Genomic DNA, 22,240 nt, shown 5'->3' with positions numbered 1-22,240 from the left:
TGAAAGTCATCTGTTTTATGCTATTGGTTAAGCCGGTTGCGGCAGTGATTACAGGGCTGTGGCTGACCAGAGCTTTGGAATTGCTGTGGAGGACTTTCGTAGTAGAATAAGGAAAATAAGATTATGTATTTAGTTGTTGGACTGGGAAACCCCGGGAAGCAGTATGAGGCGACCCGCCACAATATGGGTTTTGATACGATCGATGTGCTTGTGGAACGTCATAAGATTCCGCAGGGCGGCGTAAAATTTAATGCTATGTACGGTTCCGGATTCATCGGAGGAGAGAAGGTAATCTTTATGAAACCTTTGTCCTTTATGAATTTAAGCGGTGGACCGGTACAGGAGATGGCTGCTTATTTCAAAATTGATCCGGAGAGTGAGCTGATCATTATTCAGGACGATATTGATCTGGAGCCGGGACAGCTTCGTATCCGGAAGCAGGGCAGTGCAGGCGGCCATAATGGTCTGAAGGACATTATTGGCAGACTTGGCACACAGAAATTCATGCGTGTAAAAATTGGTGTAGGAGCCAAACCAAAAGGATGGGATCTGGCAGACCATGTGCTTGGCCGTTTTTCATCCGGGGACCGCAAGCTCGTGGATGAAGCAATTGAGTTTGCAGCAGACGCTGTAGAAAAAATCATAACAGATGGTCCGGATGCGGCGATGAATGAATACAACCGAAAGAGGGTTACTGAGTAACAAAGGAAGTCCAGCAACAAGCTGGGCTTCTTTTGCCCCTGGAGCGTCCCCCAAAAGCTTTGTGAAAATTATGACGTGCAGATAACTTGCAGGAATGGTTTCATGTTTTGGGTGGGCTCTGAGGTGAGGCTTTTGAGAAAAGGAGGAAAGCCATGCTTTCATTTACCCAGCCCCTGAAGGGGATGGCAGAATTTGAAGAAATAGAGAAAAGCCTTGAGAAAAATCAGGGCATTGTGCAGATCACAGGCTGCCTGGAATCCCAGAAGGCACATCTGATCCATGGGCTTTCCGGCAAAACACCTATGCGCCTTGTGATCGCAGGAGATGAGCGCCAGGCTAAGGAAATCTTCGAGGACTTGCGCTTTTATGACAAAAATACCATGTTTTACCCGGCGAAGGATCTTCTCTTTTTCCAGGCAGATATTCAGGGAAATCTGTTGATCCGCCAGAGAATGTGTGTGGTAAAGGCACTTCTGGAGCAGAAGGAACTGACGGTGGTTACCAGCATTGACGGCTGTATGGATTATCTGATGCCTCTGGAAGAAATTGGGAAAAAGGTGCTTCATTTCTATTCTGACAGCGTGATCAACATGGATGTGCTGAAAAATACCCTTGTGCAGCTTGGATATGAACGCGTAGGACAGGTGGAAATGCCGGGACAGTTTTCTGTGCGCGGTGGTATAGTAGATATTTATTCCCTTACAGAAGAGAATCCATGGAGAATTGAGCTATGGGGAGATGAAGTGGATTCTATCCGAAGCTTTGACGCAGAGAGCCAGCGCTCTCTTGAAAATCTGGATGAGATTGCCATTTATCCGGCTGTGGAGTGGAATGATGGCAAAAAGATGGTATCTTTTGTGGATTATTTTCCCAAAGAAAAAATGCTTCTGTTTCTGGATGAACCCAACCGTATTCTGGAAAACGGACTGGGCGTGGAGGAAGAGTATGCCGCCAGCCGCACACATCGCGAAGAAAAAGGGGAAAAGAACCTTCCGGTTCAGTGGCTTTGTGAATTTTCCAAGGTTCAGAAAGAACTGAATAAACTTCGTGCAGTGTCGTTGTCGGCATTGGAGCCAAGAGGCGTGGAGTGGAATTTTGCCTCGGAGAAATACAATCTGACGGTGCAGAGTGTAACTTCTTATAACAGCAGCTTTGAGCTTCTGGTGGAGGATCTGAAAAAGTATAAGAAAAAAGGCTACCAGATTGCCTTGCTTTCCGGTTCCAGGACAAGGGCGGAGCGTCTGGCGAAGGATTTGCAGGAGCATGAGCTGAATGCTTTTTACGGTTCAGATTATGATCGTGTGATCAATCCAGGGGAAATTATGGTCCTCTATGGACACGCCCGGAAAGGCTTTGAGTATCCACTGATCAAATTTGCGGTGATCACAGAGTCCGATATTTTCGGTCAGGAGCAGAAAAAAAAGAAAAAGAAAAAAGTCTACAACGGCAAGCGGATCCAGGATTTTGCAGAGCTGTCTATCGGGGATTATGTGGTCCATGAAAAGCATGGACTGGGAATTTACCGTGGAATTGAAAAAGTTGAAGTAGATAAGGTCTTAAAAGACTATATCAAGATTGAATACCGTGACGGAAGCAATCTGTATATTCTGGCGACGCAGCTGGATGCGCTGCAGAAATATTCCGGCGCAGATACAGCCAGGGCACCGAAGCTGAACAAGCTGGGAACCCAGGAGTGGAATCGCACGAAGTCCAAGGTAAAGGGCGCTGTCAAAAATATCGCCAAAGAGCTGGTGGAGCTTTACGCTGTGCGTCAGGAAAAAGAGGGGTATGTGTGTGGCCCGGATACAGTGTGGCAAAAGGAATTTGAGGAAATGTTCCCATATGAGGAGACAGAGGATCAGCTGAACGCCATTGAGGATACCAAGCGGGATATGGAGAGCACCAAGATCATGGATCGTCTGGTGTGCGGAGATGTTGGATATGGTAAGACGGAGGTTGCTCTTCGCGCAGCGTTTAAAGAGGTGCAGGAGAGCCGGCAGGTTGTTTACCTTGCACCAACTACCATTCTGGCGCAGCAGGTGTACAACACCTTTGTCCAGAGAATGAAGGAGTTTCCGGTGCGCGTGGATCTGCTTTGCCGATTCCGTACACCTGCCCAGCAGAAAAAGACTTTGCAGGATCTGAAAAAAGGACAGGTAGACATTGTGATCGGTACTCACAGAGTTCTTTCTAAGGATGTGGAGTATAAGAATCTGGGGCTTCTGATCGTTGACGAGGAACAGCGTTTCGGTGTTACCCACAAGGAGAAAATCAAGCAGCTGAAAAAGGATATTGATGTTCTGACTCTGACTGCGACTCCCATTCCACGAACCCTTCATATGAGTATGATCGGAATCCGTGACATGAGTGTGCTGGAGGAGCCGCCTATGGATCGTATGCCGATCCAGACTTATGTAATGGAGTATGATGAGGAGACTGTCAGGGAAGCTATCGGAAGAGAGCTGCGAAGAGGCGGCCAGGTTTATTATGTTTATAACCGGGTTACAGATATTGATGAGGTTGCCCTGCGGATTTCCAAACTGGTGCCGGACGCAAGGGTGGATTTTGCCCATGGACAGATGAGCGAGAGAGAACTGGAACGGGTTATGTACGATTTTATCAATGGGGACATTGATGTGCTGGTTTCCACTACTATTATCGAGACAGGACTGGATATTTCCAATGTGAATACCATGATCATCCATGATTCTGACAAGTACGGACTTTCCCAGCTTTATCAGCTGCGAGGCAGGATCGGACGTTCCAACAGGACGGCGTATGCGTTTCTGATGTACCGAAGGAACACCATGCTTCGGGAGGTGGCGGAAAAACGACTTTCTGCTATCCGTGAGTTTACAGATTTGGGAAGTGGATTCAAGATCGCCATGCGTGACCTGGAGCTTCGTGGCGCGGGAAATCTGCTGGGAGCACAGCAGCATGGGCATATGAACGCAGTGGGCTATGATCTTTACTGTAAAATGCTTAGCGAGGCGGTCAAAGAGGCAAAGGGTATTCATACTATGGAAGACTTCGAGACTACCATTGATCTGAATATGGATGCTTTTATTCCGGACACCTACATCAGCAATGAATTCCAGAAGCTGGATATTTATAAGCGCATTGCAGGGATTGAGTCCCAGCAGGAGTATGATGATATGCTGGAAGAACTGATCGACCGGTTTGGGGAGCCGCCGAAAGCAGTGCTGAATCTGCTAGCTATTGCAAGACTGAAAGCACTGGCACATCAGGGCTACATTACGGAAATCAAGCAGATGCAGCGTGAGATCAGGATCACCCTTTACGAAAATGCACATCTGAACCCGGAAGGAATTCCGCCGCTGGTTGCCAAGTACCGCAGACAGCTGCAGTTTAAACCGGATAAAGAGCCGAAGTTCCTGTTTGCACCAGTGGGGGATATTGTGCAGGCGCTGACGGTGTTTGCAAAGGAACTGATGGAATTGGTGGAAGAGGAAGGAAAGAGCGAAAAGTAGTAGACGGCTGGGCTGTTGAATGCTTTCGGATATTTTGATTTAAAGTAGTCTCTGGGTGGGAAAGATCCGATGGAAATTCGCGAAAATTGTGTGAATTCTATCAGATTTTCCCCTTTCTACTTGCCCTCATGGGAAAAAAGTTTTATACTCTTATTAGCGTGTCCGCATTGGGAAATCATGCTGGCTGTGCGTGGTGACTAAGCGGCACATCAGTGAAAGGGTAATTGGTGATCAATATGAAGAAAATCGTGAAGAACACAACCGTAGTGGCATTAAGTGGCGTAATGGCAATTGGAATGCTTTCCGGATGTGGAAGTAAGTCTATAGATGGAGAGAAGACTGTTGCAACTGTAGATGGCACAGACATTCCTATGGGTGTTGTAAGTCTGTATGCACGTGAGTCACAGGCACAGACGGTTGCTATGTATAAGAGCTTTATGGGAAGTGCAGGAAATATCTGGAGCCAGGTAGTAGATGAGGATGCTGGTACTACATACGGTGAGCAGGCTGTAGGACAGTTCCTGGAGCAGGTTGAGCTGATGTACATCATGAAGGAGAAGGCAGCTGATTACGGTGTTGAGGTTACTTCTGATGATGAGACTGCTATTGCAGATGCAGCAGCACAGTTTATGCAGGACAATGACGAGGACACTCTGAAGGAGCTTGCTGTTTCCGAAGACCAGGTTAAGACTCTTCTGGAGCTTGAGACTTACCGTCAGAGAATTTACGATCCGATCCGCAATGAGGCTGAGGTTAACATAACGGATGAGGAGGCACAGCAGTCTTCTTTCAGCTATGTAAGTATTTCCATCAGTGGAGATGACCTTACCGATGATGATATTGCTACCCGCAAGGAGCAGGCACAGGAGATCCTGGATAAGATGAAAGAGGATCCGACAGCAGACATGGGCGAGACAGCCAAGGCTGTTGATGATACTTACAGCGGACTGACCGGAACTATTTTCACAAATGACAGTGATGATGAGGATATTTCCAATTCTTATGATGACGCTGTTGTAGAAGCGCTGAGAACTCTGAAGGACGGCGAAGTTTACGGCGAGCTGGTTGAGACTGATAGCAGCGTATACGTGCTTCGGATGGACAAAGTAAATGACGAGGATGCAACCGCTTCCAAGAAAGAGTCCCTTGAGAACACCAAGCGCAGCGAATACTATTCCGAGACAACTCAGAAATGGCTGGATGATGCTGATATTACTGTAAATGATAAGGTGCTTTCTACTTTGACAATTACAGATGAGCACAGTTTCACAATTAAAGAGACTACAGCGGATACAAGTGAAGATGCAGCAGCAGATACAACAGATGCTACTGAGGATACTACTTCTGAGGATGTCGAGGCAGCAGATGAGAGCGATGATGCTGATACTGCCGAGACAGATGCTGCAAAGAGCGACAGCGCAGAGGAAGCTGATACTACAGACAGCGCTGACAGTACAGACGAGACTGCAGAAGCGAACAGTGCAGACAGCAAGGCCGAGGACAGCAGCGAGAGCGCTGATTCTGAGGAGAACGCAGAGGATACTGCAGAAGAGACAACTGAGGAGAACTAAAAGTGAGATAAAGACCGAAACTTGTTATATCGTATGTATTGCAAAATGTTTTCTGAAAGAATTGAGATTATATAAAGTGGAGAAAATGATAAAAGAGCCTGCCTGGGGTGATTCGGGCGGGCCCTTTGTCTATACAAAGTAAAATACTTATGAAAAAAAGCTTTTCGCTACAAAGTAAGGTTTGAGAAAATGCAGGTACAGCAGATTGAACATGTGGATAACAATTACACAGGGGGACAACATGAAAAAGATACTTCTTATTGCAACCGGGGGGACCATTGCTTCCAAATATACAGCAGAGGGGCTGGCACCGCAGATTTCTGCAGATGAGCTGTTGGAATATATTCCTGAAGCCCGGGAATTCTGCACCATTGATACCGTTCAGCCTTTTGCCCTGGACAGTACCAATGTGTGCGCAGACCATTGGCTGAAGCTGGCCAGACTGATCGAATCCAAATATGAATTTTATGATGGCTTTGTGCTTTGCCATGGAACGGACACTATGGCATATACGGCTGCTGCTTTGTCTTATCTGATCCAGAATAACCGCAGACCTATCGTGATTACCGGTGCACAGAAACCTATTGACCTGGCAATTACAGATGCACGTTCCAATCTTCTGGACAGTCTCCGCTTTGCCTCTCACGACCGCGCTCATGGAATTTCCATTGTGTTTGGGGGAAAAGTGATCGCAGGAACCAGAGCAAAGAAGGAATTTTCCAAAAGCTACAATGCCTTTTCCAGCATTAATTATCCGGATATTGCATCCATTCACGATCAGAAGATCATTTTTTATATTGATGACAAAGACCAGTCCACCAAGCCACTGGTGTTTTATCATGAGATGAATCAGAAGATTTTTCTGCTCAAACTGATTCCAGGGATTGACGGGAAAGTATTGGATGCTCTTTTTCCATCTTATTCCGGACTGATCATTGAATCCTTCGGTGTAGGCGGTCTGCCTCATTACGAAAATGATAATTTTATAGATGCGATCGCGCATTGGATTGAAGCTGGCAAGCCTGTGTGTATGGCGACCCAGGTTACCCATGAGGGAAGTGACATGGAAGTTTACCAGGTTGGAAAAGTCATCAAGGAACGGTTCCCGGTGCTGGAGTCTTATGATATGACGCTGGAGGCGTCTGTGACGAAAATGATGTGGGCGCTGGGACAGACACGGGATATGGAGAAGTTTAAGGAGTTATTTTATACGACCATTAATCATGATTTATTGTTTCTGTAAGTAAGTCTTGAAATTTTCTGGAGTGTTAAGCTAAAATAAAAAAGCTGAAATCATAGAGCTGATAATACTTTCAGAGAATCTTTATGAATGGAGAGCAAGGCAACAGACTCAAATTCATATCAGAGATGGGATATCGGTTTTGAAAACATATTTTCTGGAATACTGGAGGACATATATAAATGAACAAAAAAGAAATTTCTGAAATCAAGAAACAGCTGACACCAGCCAACTGCAACATTACCAGAATTTGTGGATGCTATGTGGATGCTGAAAAGAATAAAAAAACAGAACTGAAAGAAGCATTCCTTTCCCTTTCGGAGGAAGAAATGTTCAAATATTTTGAAATATTCAAGAAAACCCTTTCTGGTACTCTTGGAAAGAACTTGATGAATATGGAATTCCCACTGGCAGAGGAAAAAGAGGGCGGCAAACACGAATTTCTCATGAAGCTCCGCGCCAGTAAACTGAAGGATGACGCTTTAATCGAGAGCTTTTATGACAAAATTATTGAAAATTACGATTATCCGGAAAATTACTACATAATCCTGGTACACGCTGTGTACGATATCCCGGGAAGAACTTCAGATGGAATCGATATGGATGATGCTTCTGAAGAGATTTATGAGCACCTTCTTTGCAGTATCTGTCCAGTGAAGCTGTCTAAAGCAGGTCTTTGCTACAATGCGGAGGCAAATCTGATCCAGGACCGTATCCGTGACTGGATCGTGGAAATGCCAGAGAACGGCTTCCTTTTCCCGTTATTTAATGACAGAAGCACAGACATCCACGGCATGCTCTACTATTCTAAGAATGCAGAGCAGCTTCATGACATTTTCGTGGACGAAGTGTTTGGATGTACAGCACCGCTTTCCGCAGGCGGACAGCGTGATTCTTTCAACATGCTGGTTGAGGAAACCCTTGGTGACGACTGTCAGTATGACACCGTTATTGGAATCCATGAGAAATTGAACGAGATCATTGAAGCACAGAAAGATTCCCCAGACCCGGTTGTGCTCACTCAGTCTGAGGTGAAACGTCTCTTTGAGGACTGCGGTGTAGAAGACGAGAAACTGGAAACTTTTGATAACCAGTATGAGGCGGTAGCCGGTGAAAAAGCCACCATGGTAGCCTCTAATATTACCAATACCCGTAAATTCGAGATCAAAACTCCGGATGTAGTGATCCATGTTGAACCAGATAAAGTGGAACTGGTGGAGACCAAGATCATTGACGGCCGCAAGTGTCTGGTGATTCCTATGGAAGACGTAGAGATCAACGGAATCCGTGTGCGGATGGGCGGGGAGAGCAGTGAGGAATCCGAGGAAGAGTTTGAGTAATATTCTTGGTTGTGATAAAATTTTTTTGCCGAATATGAAATATAAAAGGCTTGTTGTAAAAGAAATAGTTGTAAAACAAATAGTTTTAAAACCGGAAGGATGCAATTCTTGGCGAGTTGCATCCTTCCGGTTTTTGCCTGGATGAGGGTTTCATAATGGGGGCATGCAAATTATGGGAATGATTTTGGGGCGTAATCTGGAATTAAGAATATCAGAAGTAAAACCTAAATAATTCTACGATTGTAGAAAAAGTGATTGACATTTAATTTCTACAGATGTAGTATATAACCAACTTCTACAAAAGTAGAAAATGAAAGGGGATTTTACTATGAAAATGAAACTGGTTAAAATGATAGCACTTATGGCGGCGGTGACATTAAGTGGTTGTTCAGCTGGAACTTTAGAAAATACCGGAAATTCTGCCTCTGATTCTGCTGCAAATATAGTATCTTCAAATAAAAAGGCTTCTTCATCCACGAAGGGATCAAATACTGTAAGTTCCATTGGTACGGCAGGTAATACTGCAAGTGGTGCAGCAGGTAATACCGCAAATAGCACAGCAGGTAATACTACAGCCAGTACAGCAGGTAATGCCACAGCTGGTACGACAAGTAATACCACAACTGCCACAACAGATGCTACATCCGATATTCTTTCCACCACAACAATCACCCTGTATGATAGTGATGGAAATACAGTTTCTGTAGAAAGAACAATTTACAAAAATTATGACTGCGAATATGTAGATGCTGGCGGTATGGAATACAGCACCGATGACGATGTTTATTTTACAGATGAAAATGGAAAGACCTACCAGTCCTTAAATGACAGTACCCATTATTTTGGTGCCGAGTTAGAGCAGCATGTATTACAAGATGCCAATGGAAACGGTGTGACAGTTACAGAAACAACTAATGGAGATTATTACTATATGGATGATAATGGTACTGGTTATATTGACAACGGCGACGGAACCTGGACGGATGAGAATGGGAATAGTTATACAGAATAAGAGGAGGGATGCGGCTGAAAGCTTTTTCAAAAAGGTGTCAGGCTGTGTACCATTCTCGGGCTATGGAAATGTGGTGTTTGGCTTTTTTAGTCATACACCCTTTTTTCGTATTAAAGACTGGCAAAAATCCTCAGTGGAATAAATCGCAGTGCTGTGTTAATATAGAAGAAAATTGTTATTGTTTATTGGTAACGCAAAATCGCAGAAAGGATGGCTGTCTTATGGGAATCTACCTGAATCCGGGGAATAATAAATTCAAAAGAGCGGTGAATTCGGATATTTACGTGGATAAAACAGGATTAATAAAATATACAAATAGTATTGTCGATACGCTGCAGTCCTGTGTATGTGTCAGCAGACCAAGGCGTTTTGGAAAGTCTATGGCAGCAGATATGCTTACGGCTTATTACAGTAAGGGCTGTGATTCCAGAGAACTCTTTTCCGGTTTGGAAATTGCCAAGGATGAAAGCTTTGAGGAACATTTGAATAAATACGATACCATTTTTCTGAACATGCAGGAATTTTTGAGCAGAAGTTCAAATGTGAAGGAATTGTTGGAGAGAGTAGAAGGCAAAGTAATCCGCGAATTGAAGAAACAGTACCCTGATGTGGAATTATATGACGAAAATGATCTGGCGGAAACTATGCAGGATATTTTTGCAGAAAGTGAGTGCCCTTTTATAGTTATTATTGACGAGTGGGATTGTATTTTCCGGGAGTTCAAACATGATAAGGCTGCGCAGGAGATTTACCTTGATTTTCTGCGTGATCTGCTTAAGGATAAAGAATACATTTATCTTGCCTATATGACGGGAATTTTGCCAATAAAGAAATACGGAACCCACAGTGCACTGAATATGTTCGATGAATTTTCAATGATTGATCCGGGCCCCTTGGCTGAATATGTAGGTTTTACAGAAAAAGAAGTAGAAGCACTTTGCCAGAAGTATCAGATGGATATTAATGAGATCAAAAACTGGTATGATGGTTATTCTTTTGAAGAAGTAGAAGCTGTATACAGCCCGAAGTCGGTTGTGAGCTGCATGCGCCTTGGAAAACTGGGAAATTATTGGAATCAGACAGAGACTTTTGAGGCATTGCAGATTTATATTGATATGAATTTTGAAGGACTCCGGGATGATATATTAAGTATGATTGCCGGAGAAACAGTACCAGTGAACACCAGAAGCTTTACAAATGATATGACAACTTTCAGAACAGAGGATGATGTACTTACACTGTTGATTCACTTGGGCTATCTGGGGTATCGTTATGCAGATAAAACAGTTTTTATTCCAAATGAGGAGATTCGTTCCGAATATGTAAGCGCTATTGCTGTGTCTGATTGGGGTGAAGTTTCTAAAGCATTAAAAAATTCAGCAGATACATTGCAAGCCATATGGCAGGGAAGAGAAGAGCAGGTCGCAGAGGGCATTAGGCAGGCGCACTTTGAAACATCTCATCTCCAATATAATGACGAAAATGCGCTTAGCTATACCATTTCGCTTGCACTTTATGCAGCACGTAATTTTTACACAGTACACCGGGAACTCTCAGGGGGAAAAGGCTTTGCAGATATTGTTTATGTTCCAAGAAAGCGCTTCTTAGATAAACCAGCATTGGTAGTTGAATTAAAATGGGATAAAAACGCAGAAGGTGCAATCCAGCAAATTAAGGAGAAAGAATACTGTCGCAGTCTGGAAGAATACAAGGGAAACTTGCTGTTAGTCGGAATTAATTATGATAAGAAAACACAGGTGCATACCTGTAAAATAGAACAATACAGAAAAGAGGAATCCATATGACTCTGGCACAACTTCGTTACGCGATTACGGTGGCGAATTCCAATTCTATGAATGAAGCTGCCCGGAATCTTTTTATATCACAGCCCAGTTTGTCCTCAGCAATCCGTGAACTGGAGGAGGAAATCGGAGTGGAGCTTTTTCGCAGGACCAACCGTGGAATTTCCGTAACCCCTGAAGGCGAGGAATTCTTAGGCTACGCCCGCCAGGTGGTAGAGCAGTACGAGCTGATCGAATCCAAATACGTTTCCAAGGAACATACCAAGAAGAAATTCAGTGTTTCCATGCAGCACTACACCTTCGCAGTAAATGCTTTCGTGGAAATGGTGAAGCAGTTCGGAATGGACGAATACGAATTCGCCGTCCACGAAACCCGCACCTACGACATCATCACCGACGTAAAAGACTTCAAAAGCGAGATCGGCATCCTTTACCTGAACGACTTTAACCACAAAGTCCTTGAGAAACTTTTCCACGAGTTCAATTTGGAATTCCACCCAATTCTGGAATGCAGCATCTATGTCTACATGTGGAAAGGCCATCCCCTTGCCGACCGCGACCTGATCACCCTGGAAGACCTTCGCGAGTACCCCTGCCTCTCCTTCGAGCAAGGCACCTACAACTCCTTCTACTTCGCCGAAGAAGTCCTGAGCACCTACGAATACAAACGCCTTATCAAAGCCAACGACCGCGCCACCCTCCTGAACCTGATGGTAGGCCTCAACGGCTACACCCTCTGCTCCGGAATCATCTGCGAAGAACTAAACGGCTCCGACTACTGCGCCGTAAAGCTTGACTCCGACGAGGTCATGACCATCGGCTACCTTGCAAGAAAAGGCACCACGATCAGTAAGTTAGGACAGAAGTACCTGGAAGAAATTGCCAAATACAAAGACAAAGCATTACGATAATCCACACACTTACATAAACTTCCATTTGGAACTAAAGCTGAACCTAACCACCCACTACACCCCCCCCACTTTCAGTTTGGGCGGAAACAGCGCAGCGCCTTCCCGCCCAAACGTCCGCTGCGCTCAACTGCCCAACACCCAGTACACAGCCAGTGGGGGAGGGATAAATCTAAGCGAGCCATTTAAGGAGCGCCCTTAGTGGCGGTGAGATCCATGACTTACGGAGACTTATGCGAGAGGGCTCTCCCGAGCGCATTAGTCGCAGTTAGTCATTAGCTCACCAGAACGTTGCGACGGCGAGCGTGATTTATCCCTCCCCCGCTGGCGTCCACTTTAGCTATAGCTTTACCCTATAACTAGCCCTAACTTTTATGAATTAACACTTTTACTCCAATTGTGTTATAGTAACCATATCGACGATGAAACACCACTTAAAGGAAAGAGGAAAGACATGTCTTCAATATTAATCCAAGATGTGAGCAAAACCTTCGAAACCAAAGACGGTTCCGTACAAGCCCTGAACCACGTAAGTCTCTCCATTGAAACCGGAGATATCTACGGAATCATCGGAATGTCCGGTGCAGGAAAAAGTACCCTGGTACGATGTATGAACTTTCTTGAAGTACCATCCGAAGGAAAAGTTTTGATAGACGGAAAATCCCTCAGCGAATTTTCCCCCAAAGAACTCCGCAAAGAGCGAGAGAAAATAGGAATGATTTTCCAGCATTTCAACCTGCTCATGCAGAAAAACGTACTGGAAAACGTCTGCTTCCCACTGTACATTCAGGGGAAGAAAAAAGCCGAAGCAAGAGCAAAAGCCCTGGAGCTTCTGGAAATCGTAGGACTGGCAGACAGAGCGAAAGCCTATCCCGCACAGCTCTCCGGTGGACAGAAACAAAGAGTGGCAATCGCCAGAGCCCTGGCCTCCGATCCGCAGATCTTACTTTGCGACGAAGCCACAAGCGCCCTGGATCCCCAGACCACATCCTCCATACTTGAACTTTTGCAGGACATCAACCAGAAATTTGGAATCACCATCGTGATCATTACCCACCAGATGTCAGTTGTCCGTGAGATTTGTACTCATGTGGCAATTATGAAAGACGGTGAAGTAAAAGAACAAGGCCTTGTAGAAGAAATCTTCAGCCACCCGAAATCACAGGTTGCCAAAGAACTGATCAGCAAGGACTCTGGAAACGACGTAGAAAGCAAAAAGCTTACCCAGTCCGAAATCCAGGACGGCGAAATCGTTCGAATCGTATTCTCTGAGAACTCCGCATTCGAACCAGTAATCGCAAACCTTATATTAACCTTCCACGAACCTGTAAACATTCTGAAGGCAAACACCAAAAACGTAGGCGGTGTAGCCAAAGGAGAAATGATCCTCCAGTTCATGAGTGACAGCACCAATGTACCGGAGATGAAGAAATTCCTTACAGAACGTGGACTTGAGATAGGGGAGGCGAACTGATTATGTGGACGAAACAAGTAACCGATATGATAATCGCAGGTGTAGGGGAAACATTATACATGACCCTGTTTTCCACCTTCTTCGGATATGTATTTGGAATGCCCCTTGGAATCCTGCTGAAAGTATCCGACAAAGAAGGCTTGCGGCCAAATGCAGTACTATATAAGATCCTGGATGTGATCGCAAATATTTTCCGAAGCATCCCATTCCTGATCCTGTTGATCCTGCTCATTCCATTCACCAGATTTCTGGTAGGAAAAAGCTATGGAACCACAGCCACCATCGTACCCCTTACCATTGCGGCAATCCCTTTTATCGGACGAATGGTAGAGTCTTCCTTAAATGAGGTAGACCCGGGAGTTATCGAGGCTGCAAGATCCATGGGAGCAAGCAACCTTCAGATCGTATTTAGGGTAATGCTGGTAGAAGCAAGAACATCCCTGATCTCAGGAGCTACCATTGTAACAGGAACTATCCTTGGTTACTCCGCAATGGCAGGAACTGTAGGAGGAGGCGGACTTGGAGACATTGCAGTCCGTTACGGATACAACCGCTGGCAGACAGACATTATGCTGGTGACAGTTATCCTTCTGGTAGTACTGGTACAGATTTTCCAGACTATTGGTATGTTGATCGCCAACAAGCTGGATAAAAGAAAATAAGTCAAAAAATGATTGTAATGTAGAAACTAAATATATTTTTAAAAAAAGAGGAGGAACTTTATTATGAAAAAATTAATCGCAGCAGCACTCACAGGAGCATTAGTACTTGGAACCGTTGGAACATCCGTTGTTTTCGCAGCAGATGATGACAAAACCATTACAGTAGCAGCATCCGAGACACCACATTCCGAGATCCTTGAAGCAGCAAAACCGATCCTTGAGGAAGAGGGATACGACCTTGAGGTAACGGTATTTGATGATTATGTACAGCCAAACGAAGTTGTAGAGAGCGGCGATTTCGATGCAAACTACTTCCAGCACATTCCATATCTGAACAGCTTCAACGAGGAAAAAGGAACTCACCTTGTAAATGCAGGCGGAATCCACTACGAACCATTTGGAATTTATCCTGGAACAAAATCCAGCCTTGATGATATCGCAGATGGCGACACAATCGCAGTACCGAACGATACCACAAACGAGGCAAGAGCACTTCTTCTTCTCCAGGACAACGGAATTATCAAACTGAAAGACGGTGCTGGCCTTGAGGCAACTGTAAACGATATTGAGGAGAACCCATACAACGTAGAAATCGTTGAGCTTGCAGCTGAGCAGGTAGCACGTGTTGCAGAAGAGACTTCTTACATTGTCCTTAACGGAAACTATGCACTTCAGGCTGGTTATTCTGTATCCAAAGATGCACTTGCATATGAGACCTCTGATTCCGAAGCTGCCAAAACATATGTAAACGTAATCGCAGTAAAAGAAGGAAACGAGAACAGCGACAAGATCAAAGCTCTTGTAGATGTATTAAAATCTGACGAGATCAAAGACTTCATCAACGAGAAATATGACGGAGCCGTTATCCCATTCGAGGATAGCGATGACGCAGAGGCTGAGGACACAGAAGCAGCAGATGCTGACGAGAGCGCAGATGCAGAAGCTGACACAGCAGACGAGGCAGCTGAGGAGACAGACGCTGAATAATCTGTAAAAATTAAACAGGATTTTATTAAGAGAGTAATTATAAATCGGATTGAAATGCATTGGAAAAGATACATTTCAGTCCGATTTTTGCCTGTAAAAAAAAGAAGTGTCCAATATATAGAACAGCACATAATTATGGAAAAGGGTGACCTGCAGCCCTCTGCAAAAACAGTTGAAAAACCTTATAAAATCTGCTATTATAAAAACGAATTTTTTAGGTATCGAGGTGAGGCCAAGTGAAAAAAAACGAATGTGCGAACCGGTTTGTCTGCCTGTTTTTCAGTGTAGCAGTTGCGGTTTTGTGTGTGCTTTTTGCAGGCATGGAAGCGAAGAGCATTATGCATGTTTACGATCTGAAACCGGCCTCAGCTTCTTTGATTTCACCAGAGCTTTCCAGAAGCACCCAGACAAGTGCAGAAGAATTGACAGGACTTCGGCAGGTGTCTGTAAGGCTGGAGGCGGACCAGCGCCTTCGCCACAGGTCAGGCGTGGAAATTGTGGTGCTCATCATGCTGGCAGTTCTGCTGGCGAATACCGTATTTTATAAAGCAAAGAAACATCTGCTGACCAGAAATGATGCTGACGGCAGACGGTTTATCATCTGTTACATCCATCATCAGGACGGACAGAAGCACTGAAGATCATATACCATTGTTTCATATTGCTGATTGTTGCAATTGTTTTCATTATGAGTAAAGCATTGCAGTGGAGAGCAATTATTTTCCATGTAAACAAACGTATATGATTGGAGGTATTGCACTATATGTTACTTAATATTTTTATAGGAGTAATGATTGTTGCAGCCATTGCTGTCGGTATCTGGATGGCATGGTTTGACAGTCATGGAGGAAAGAAATGATAGCACAGATTTTTGCAGTAGTAATTTTCCTGGCGATGTTCATTCTGATCATCACAGAAGTATGGGAAAGACATATTGTTACGCTGGGATGTGCGCTTCTTACATTGATTCTTGTATTCGGAATCTGTATGCACAGCCCCTCAGCGATTATTGAAACACTGAACATACATAGTATTTTTTCACCGGGATTCTGGCACACAGCAGGTGAAGCAAGCGAAGCTTCTGCTGGAATCAACTGGGAAACTATCGTGTTCATCGCTGGTATGATGATCATGGTAGAAGGTATGGCGAACTCCGGATTTTTCCGCTGGTTATGTATGAAGATCGCGAAACTGGTTAAATACCAGATCATCCCGATCTTTATCACATTTATGCTCCTGTCCTTTGTACTTGCTATGTTTATCGATAGTATCACCGTAATCCTGTTCCTTGCAGCGGTTACCGTAGAACTGTCACAGCTGCTGAAATTTAATCCGGTACCAATGATCCTTGCAGAGATTTTCTGCGCCAACCTTGGTGGATCCGCAACCATGTGCGGAGATCCGCCGAACATTATCATTGGAACATCACTTGGATTTTCCTTTGCGGATTTCGTGACAAACACAGGCTTGATCGCAGTGGTCGCACTGGTACTGGTTGTGATCTATTTCTACTTTATTTTCCGCAAAGAGCTTACTGAAAATGCGGGAAAAATTGATCCGTCTACTTTGCCGGATCCGGAAGAAGCAATTGTAAGCAAGAAGGGCTTCACCATCAGCTGTGTGATCTTCCTCTGCGCTGTTGTCCTTCTGGTAACACATTCCCAGACAGGACTTACCGTATCCTGTATCGGTGTATTTATCGCAGCAGTGACACTGATCACTTCCGGAAAAGATGCTTTGGATCTTCTGAAAAAGGTTGATTACAAGACACTGCTGTTCTTCGTAGGACTTTTCGTAGTTGTTGGTGGTCTGGAGCAGACTGGAATCCTTACCATCCTGGCCGGATTTATTGGCAAGGTCAGCGGTGGCAACCTGAAGGTAATGATCGCCATTATTATCTGGGTATCTGCTGTCGCAAGTGCATTTATTGATAATATTCCGTTTGCAGCTACCATGATCCCGGTTATTGACAGTCTGGCAGCCGCACAGGGAATTGATATTTCCATTCTGGCATGGGCTCTTGCAATGGGTACTGACATCGGTGGAAGCGCAACCCCGATCGGAGCTTCTGCAAACGTAGTCGGTATCGCAACAGCAGCCAAGAGCGGTCACATGATCAAATGGGGAAAATACTGCAAGGCAATGGCACCTGCCACGATCCTGGTTGTCCTCGTTTCCATGCTGATGATTTATGCAAGATATTTATAATGCCATAAGAGGGAAATGCAGAACTGTCAATTATCGGAGATAAGGTAGTGCCAGGGATCTGGCATGCTATGAATAAATGACAGTTGGTCTTGCCCGCTTTTAACGGCATTTTATCCGGAAAAATCCGTGAAACAAGGGCGGATTTCTCTGGTTAGAAGGGAGGATACCATGAAAACACAAAAACAGGTGATCATTTCCATTGGACGAGAGTTCGGAAGCGCAGGTCATGAAATTGCAGAGCGAATCGCCAAGCGCTATGGACTTTCCTTATACGATCACAATCTTTTACGCGAGGTGGCAGACAGACATAACGTAAATCCAGAAGAACTGGAAATCTTTGATGAGATGAAGCACAACAAATTTCTTTACCGTACAGTGAAAGGAATGAGCAGTTCTCCGGCAGACAATGTAGCTATGATGCAGTTCAATTTTCTTCGGGAAAAGGCTGAAAAAGGAGAATCCTTTGTAGTTGTAGGACGTTGCTCTGAGACAATCCTGAAGGATTATGAGGGCCTGATTTCCATCTTCATTATTGGAGATATGGATCAGAAAATTGCCCGTGTAGCTCGTCTTTATGGAAAAAGCGATAAAGAAGCTGAGCGCTTTATCAAAGAGAAAGACAGAAAGAGAAAGAAATATCATGACAGCCACTGCAAGACCAAATGGTCTGAGCCGCACGTCTATGATCTGAGTCTGAACAGCAGCACTCTTGGCGTGGAGGGAAGCGTTGAATTTCTTTCATCCTATATTGACAAAAGGATATCAAAAATGAAATAATAAGCTTAATGACAAAAGGTTCTGCCAGGACGCATACAGGTGTCAGGGCGGAACCTTTGTGGTTTTTGTGACCGCAGTCAGTAATAGTTCTGATGTTGGGAAGGTGCTACCCTAAAGCTACGAACTCTCATTTATCCAGGAGGAAAATTTATGTTCACTGATGACGAAAAAGACTACATTATGCGTATGATCAAAGAGATTGCCCGTGTCCTTGCCAGCGTCATGCTTGGGAAAAAATATGTCCAGGTGGAATTGCCGGTAGAATCCAAATACCAGATTTCCGGAGACAAGCTTCACCATATGAAAACCATGGTGGACAGAGGCGAGATCAACGAGGCAGAGAACGAACTTCTTGACCGGATCGATTACGCTGACAAAGAAGCTCTGGCAGAAGCTATGTTTTTCTACGAATATGCTGCATCCAAAGGGGATGAATTTCTGGAAGCGCACAACTATTCCCTGGAGGAAATAAGGGATGGGATCCAGCAGCTGGCAGAAGATGCAGGATATGGAAATATTATAAATATGCTTGATATAAAATAGAATCTTTTGTGATATATGAAATACTGCGATTTTATTAAGTCTGCTCCCAAAAGTATTTTTGCCAAGTGGGAGCGCCATAGGCGTGGAACAGCTGACTTTCCTATATGGAGATGTCGCCGACAGGCGGCATGTCCGTTTAGAGTGAAATTGTGATCACGCTTAAAATGATGAGGAGATTATAAGATGTTTCTTGAAAAAAACAGAGACCGGATAGAAAAAGACTTTGAAGATTTTTCCAGGGAACTGCCAGGAAAAGCGGAAGAAATAAAGAAGAGAATGGAAGCACTAAGTCCTGATATTGTGATCGGAATGAAATATCTGTACAGCAATATGCCCTACAGCGATGTGGGAAACTATACCTTTGACACTTATCTGGATTATGTGCAGCAGGGAATCTATCTCTGGGAAAATTCCCCTTATGTAAAGAATTATCCAGAGCTTTATTTCCTGAATTACGTGCTTTTTCATCGGACAAATGATGAAGAAATCAAACCATGCCGTACCTATTTCTGGGAAAAAATAAAGGATAAGGTCCAGGGGAAGACCATGGTGGAAGCTGCACTGGAAATCAATCACTGGTGTGCGGGAGAAGTGATGTACCAGGGAACGGACATGCGTACCGGCTCCGCACTGGAAATTTACAGAAGCGGTGTAGGCCGCTGTGGTGAGGAAGCCGTCTTTGTGGTAAATGTAATGCGAAGCGCCGGAATCCCTGCAAGACCGGTGTATGTGCCAAGATGGTCCCATTGTGATGACAACCACGCCTGGGTAGAGGTCTGGTGCGATGGCGACTGGCATTATCTGGGAGCTTGCGAGCCAGAAGCTGTTCTGGACAAGAGCTGGTTTACCAATGCAGCATCCAGGGCCATGATGATCGGCTCCAGATGGTATGACCGCGCTATGCCAGACGAAAAAGTGATCGGAAAAGACGGAATGAACCGGATCATTAATCTTCTTGGTAAATATGCCAAAACCAGGTGGATCACTATTACAGTGGAAGATCTGGATGGAACTCCGGCAGCTGGGGCAAAAGTACGAGCTGAGGTAATGAACTATGGGGAATTTTCCCCGATTGCAATAATGGAAGCAGACAAAAATGGCTGTATTTCCTTTGAAACCGGTTTTGGAAGCCTGCTGATCTGTGCTGTTTATGATGGTGCTTACGGGGAAAAGGTAATCGACACAAGAGAGGACGACCATTTTACCTGTACTCTTGGTGAGGAATATGAAGATGAGCTTTGGGTGGATTTTGACATGAATGCACCGGAGGATACCGGCAGAATAAGCTGGAATATTACCCAAGAACAGGAAGAAGAGAATAATCGCCGGATTGCCGCTGAGGCAGAACACTGCCGCCGTAAGATCGAGAAATTCCAGCCGCTGTGGAAGCGCTGCCTTTTTGGACATACCATGAAGGAAGTGGAGCCTATGATGGCTGTTTTGTCTGAGAAAGACAGAAGGGATGCTTTTCCAGAAGTGCTGGAGGGCCATTATCAGGAGGCCTCGGTTTATCGCGAATTTAATCCAGATGAGATTTACATTCCATATGTATGGAATCCCCGCGTGGAAAATGAGGTTCTTACCAGGTGGAGAAAGAAGATCCTGGGCTATTTTGACAAGGGGCAGAGGGATGCCTTTGAAGCAGATCCCAAGAGCATCTGGACCTGGATCGAAGAGAACATTTCAGTCCGCAATGACAAAGAGCGCCTGACTGCATACACCACTCCTGGTGCAGCACTGGAGCTTGGAATTGCCGGAGAGAAATCCCACAAGGTGCTTTTCGTGGCAATCGCCAGAACTCTGGGAATCCCGGCACGTCTGAATCCTGCTGATGGAGCTATTGAATATTGGGATGGAATGAGGTTTGTAGCAGTATTGGAAGAGAGCCGGAAGGAATCCCATCTTACAGTCTTCGCCGGGGAAAAAGGGGACTGGAATTATTTCCAGAACTGGACCATTGCGGTGACAGACGGAAGAGGATACCTTACCCTGGATTTCAGCGACCGCAAGTGGGAAGCTGGAAAACTGGAATTGGATATTATGCCGGGAGATTACCGGATCCTGACTGGAAACCGTCTGCCAAATGGAAACATTCTGGGAAAAAGATACGATTTTCATATTGAAAAAGATGAGACGAAGCGGGTGGAACTGGAGCTTCGGGAGTATTGTCTGGAGGAAATGTTCAACCGTCATTCCATTCCGGATTCCAAGCTGACCGATCGGGCTGGAAATCAGGTGCTGGTGTCCAAATTGACGGGAAAAATAAGCGGAGACGCTGCCAAATGTGAGAATGGCATAGCTGAACGAGGCATCCTCTTCTGGCTGGAAGAAGACCGTGAGCCTACTGTGCACATTCTTAATGAAATAATGGAATTGAAAGAAAAATATGAAAAAATACAAAAACAGATTATATTTATCCTTCGCAGCGAAGAATCTTTAAAGAATGCTACTCTGGTGAAATGTCTGGAACTGCTCCCTGAAATTCAGGTGTACTTCCACGATTTCGGCAAGGACAAGGAAATGACCGCCCGCCGCATGTACGTAGATTCCGGGAAGCTGCCGCTTATGACCATTACCGAGGGCCAATGCCAGGGTATCTTTGCAGCAGCTGGATACTCCGTGGGTATGGCAGATATGTTGGTGAGGATTTTTAAGGCATGAACCGGGATCAGATCAAATACGTAGCCATGTTTACCATGCTATTAAACCATATTGCAAACGTTTTCCTGGAACCAGGTACCTTCCTTTTTGAGGTGATGGTGGACGTGGGGTATTTTACCGCTATCACCATGTGCTACTTCCTGGTAGAAGGCTACTGCTACACCCGCTCCAAAGAGAAATACGGCAAACGGCTTCTGCTGTTTGCCCTGATTTCCGAAATCCCCTTCTGTCTTGCATTTACAGAAGAAGGAACCATCAGTTTCGTAAGCATGAACATGCTATTCACTCTTTTCCTGTGCTTCCTGATTCTCTATGCAATGGAAAAAATCCCTTTAGGAACCCGGCAGACACTCTGCATCTTGGGCCTGGTATTTGCCTCCGCCTACAGCGACTGGGCCTTTCTTGCCCCTATCTTCACCTATTGGTTCGCAAGCTGTGGCCTCCGGGATGCACAGGGGAAAATGCTGCCAGCCGGCGGCCGGAATGCTGATCAGAAAAGCCATCTGGCTGGCGGCCAGAATTCTGAACGAAAAAAACTTTTATGGAAGGTTTTCAGAAAGGCAATGCTGTTCTTTGGTCTGTTAAACCTTGTAGAAAACATGGAGCAGACCACTCCTGCCAGGGCTGTTATCCAGTCCCTCGGCGCCACCGCCGGAATTCTGCTCTCAGCACTTTGCATCATCTATCTCTACAACGGGAAGCGCTCCGAAAAACATCGAACCTTTTCTAAGTGGTTCTTCTACATTTTTTATCCGGCACATTTGCTAATATTAGGTATATTGAGAATTGCTATTTAGTGTGTTGAAAGTTGTTCAAGGCGGACGCATTCGGACAATGGTGATTGCTCACTCGCCGGCGCAAC

At 45.0% G+C, this 22,240-nt stretch carries 17 protein-coding genes; all 17 read left to right on the top strand.

Going from position 1 to position 22,240, the window contains the following annotated elements:
• Positions 1 to 123 precede the first annotated feature (123 nt).
• The 17 genes from pth (at position 124) to ACESTK_RS02965 (ending at position 22,175) form a co-directional block, all read left to right on the top strand.
• Positions 124 to 702: an aminoacyl-tRNA hydrolase gene (pth, locus tag ACESTK_RS03045; protein ID WP_118583700.1), complete on the top strand. Its 579-nt coding sequence runs from the start codon at positions 124 to 126 to the stop codon at positions 700 to 702.
• 152 nt (positions 703 to 854) lie between these two features.
• On the top strand, positions 855 to 4,193 hold the full coding sequence (gene mfd / locus ACESTK_RS03040) for a transcription-repair coupling factor (protein ID WP_373118599.1): 3,339 nt from the start codon (positions 855 to 857) through the stop codon (positions 4,191 to 4,193).
• A 236-nt stretch (positions 4,194 to 4,429) separates the two neighbouring features.
• A complete protein-coding gene (locus ACESTK_RS03035; protein ID WP_204452431.1) occupies positions 4,430 to 5,764 on the top strand; it encodes an FKBP-type peptidylprolyl isomerase in 1,335 nt (444 codons plus the stop codon).
• A gap of 241 nt (positions 5,765 to 6,005) precedes the next feature.
• The gene (locus tag ACESTK_RS03030; RefSeq protein WP_118583704.1) at positions 6,006 to 7,007 is read left to right on the top strand and encodes an asparaginase; all 1,002 of its coding nucleotides are present in this window, start codon (positions 6,006 to 6,008) and stop codon (positions 7,005 to 7,007) included.
• Positions 7,008 to 7,186: 179 nt separating this feature from the next.
• A complete protein-coding gene (locus tag ACESTK_RS03025; RefSeq protein ID WP_373118596.1) occupies positions 7,187 to 8,344 on the top strand; it encodes a DUF4317 domain-containing protein in 1,158 nt (385 codons plus the stop codon).
• 328 nt (positions 8,345 to 8,672) lie between these two features.
• Positions 8,673 to 9,356, top strand: coding sequence for a hypothetical protein (locus ACESTK_RS03020; RefSeq protein WP_373118594.1), 684 nt, complete (start codon positions 8,673 to 8,675; stop codon positions 9,354 to 9,356).
• A 221-nt stretch (positions 9,357 to 9,577) separates the two neighbouring features.
• Positions 9,578 to 11,161: an AAA family ATPase gene (locus ACESTK_RS03015; RefSeq protein ID WP_226854510.1), complete on the top strand. Its 1,584-nt coding sequence runs from the start codon at positions 9,578 to 9,580 to the stop codon at positions 11,159 to 11,161.
• The gene (locus ACESTK_RS03010) at positions 11,158 to 12,069 is read left to right on the top strand and encodes a LysR family transcriptional regulator (RefSeq protein ID WP_118583712.1); all 912 of its coding nucleotides are present in this window, start codon (positions 11,158 to 11,160) and stop codon (positions 12,067 to 12,069) included. Before ACESTK_RS03015 ends, ACESTK_RS03010 begins: the two co-directional genes overlap by 4 nt.
• Before the next feature lie 451 nt (positions 12,070 to 12,520).
• Complete coding sequence (locus tag ACESTK_RS03005) at positions 12,521 to 13,540, top strand: methionine ABC transporter ATP-binding protein (protein ID WP_117849364.1); 1,020 nt, start codon at positions 12,521 to 12,523, stop codon at positions 13,538 to 13,540.
• A 2-nt stretch (positions 13,541 to 13,542) separates the two neighbouring features.
• Complete coding sequence (locus ACESTK_RS03000; RefSeq protein ID WP_173715778.1) at positions 13,543 to 14,202, top strand: methionine ABC transporter permease; 660 nt, start codon at positions 13,543 to 13,545, stop codon at positions 14,200 to 14,202.
• Between the two features lie 63 nt (positions 14,203 to 14,265).
• On the top strand, positions 14,266 to 15,189 hold the full coding sequence (locus ACESTK_RS02995) for a MetQ/NlpA family ABC transporter substrate-binding protein (protein ID WP_187565173.1): 924 nt from the start codon (positions 14,266 to 14,268) through the stop codon (positions 15,187 to 15,189).
• A 236-nt stretch (positions 15,190 to 15,425) separates the two neighbouring features.
• Complete coding sequence (locus ACESTK_RS02990) at positions 15,426 to 15,827, top strand: hypothetical protein (RefSeq protein WP_173719242.1); 402 nt, start codon at positions 15,426 to 15,428, stop codon at positions 15,825 to 15,827.
• Between the two features lie 217 nt (positions 15,828 to 16,044).
• Entirely contained in the window at positions 16,045 to 17,397 is a 1,353-nt protein-coding gene (locus tag ACESTK_RS02985; RefSeq protein ID WP_195699769.1) for an SLC13 family permease, read from the top strand.
• Positions 17,398 to 17,565: 168 nt separating this feature from the next.
• Entirely contained in the window at positions 17,566 to 18,174 is a 609-nt protein-coding gene (locus tag ACESTK_RS02980) for an AAA family ATPase (protein WP_373118588.1), read from the top strand.
• 150 nt (positions 18,175 to 18,324) lie between these two features.
• A complete protein-coding gene (locus tag ACESTK_RS02975) occupies positions 18,325 to 18,717 on the top strand; it encodes a DUF6483 family protein (protein ID WP_148461579.1) in 393 nt (130 codons plus the stop codon).
• A gap of 183 nt (positions 18,718 to 18,900) precedes the next feature.
• Positions 18,901 to 21,378: a transglutaminase domain-containing protein gene (locus ACESTK_RS02970; RefSeq protein WP_373118585.1), complete on the top strand. Its 2,478-nt coding sequence runs from the start codon at positions 18,901 to 18,903 to the stop codon at positions 21,376 to 21,378.
• Entirely contained in the window at positions 21,375 to 22,175 is an 801-nt protein-coding gene (locus ACESTK_RS02965) for a TraX family protein (RefSeq protein WP_373118582.1), read from the top strand. Before ACESTK_RS02970 ends, ACESTK_RS02965 begins: the two co-directional genes overlap by 4 nt.
• The last annotated feature ends 65 nt before the right edge of the window (positions 22,176 to 22,240 follow it).

Source organism: Ruminococcus sp. Marseille-P328 (assembly GCF_964249465.1).
GTDB lineage: Bacteria > Bacillota > Clostridia > Lachnospirales > Lachnospiraceae > Blautia_A > Blautia_A faecis.
Note: the sequence above shows the minus strand (reverse complement) of the source record. Positions and strands in the feature narration are given on the sequence as shown.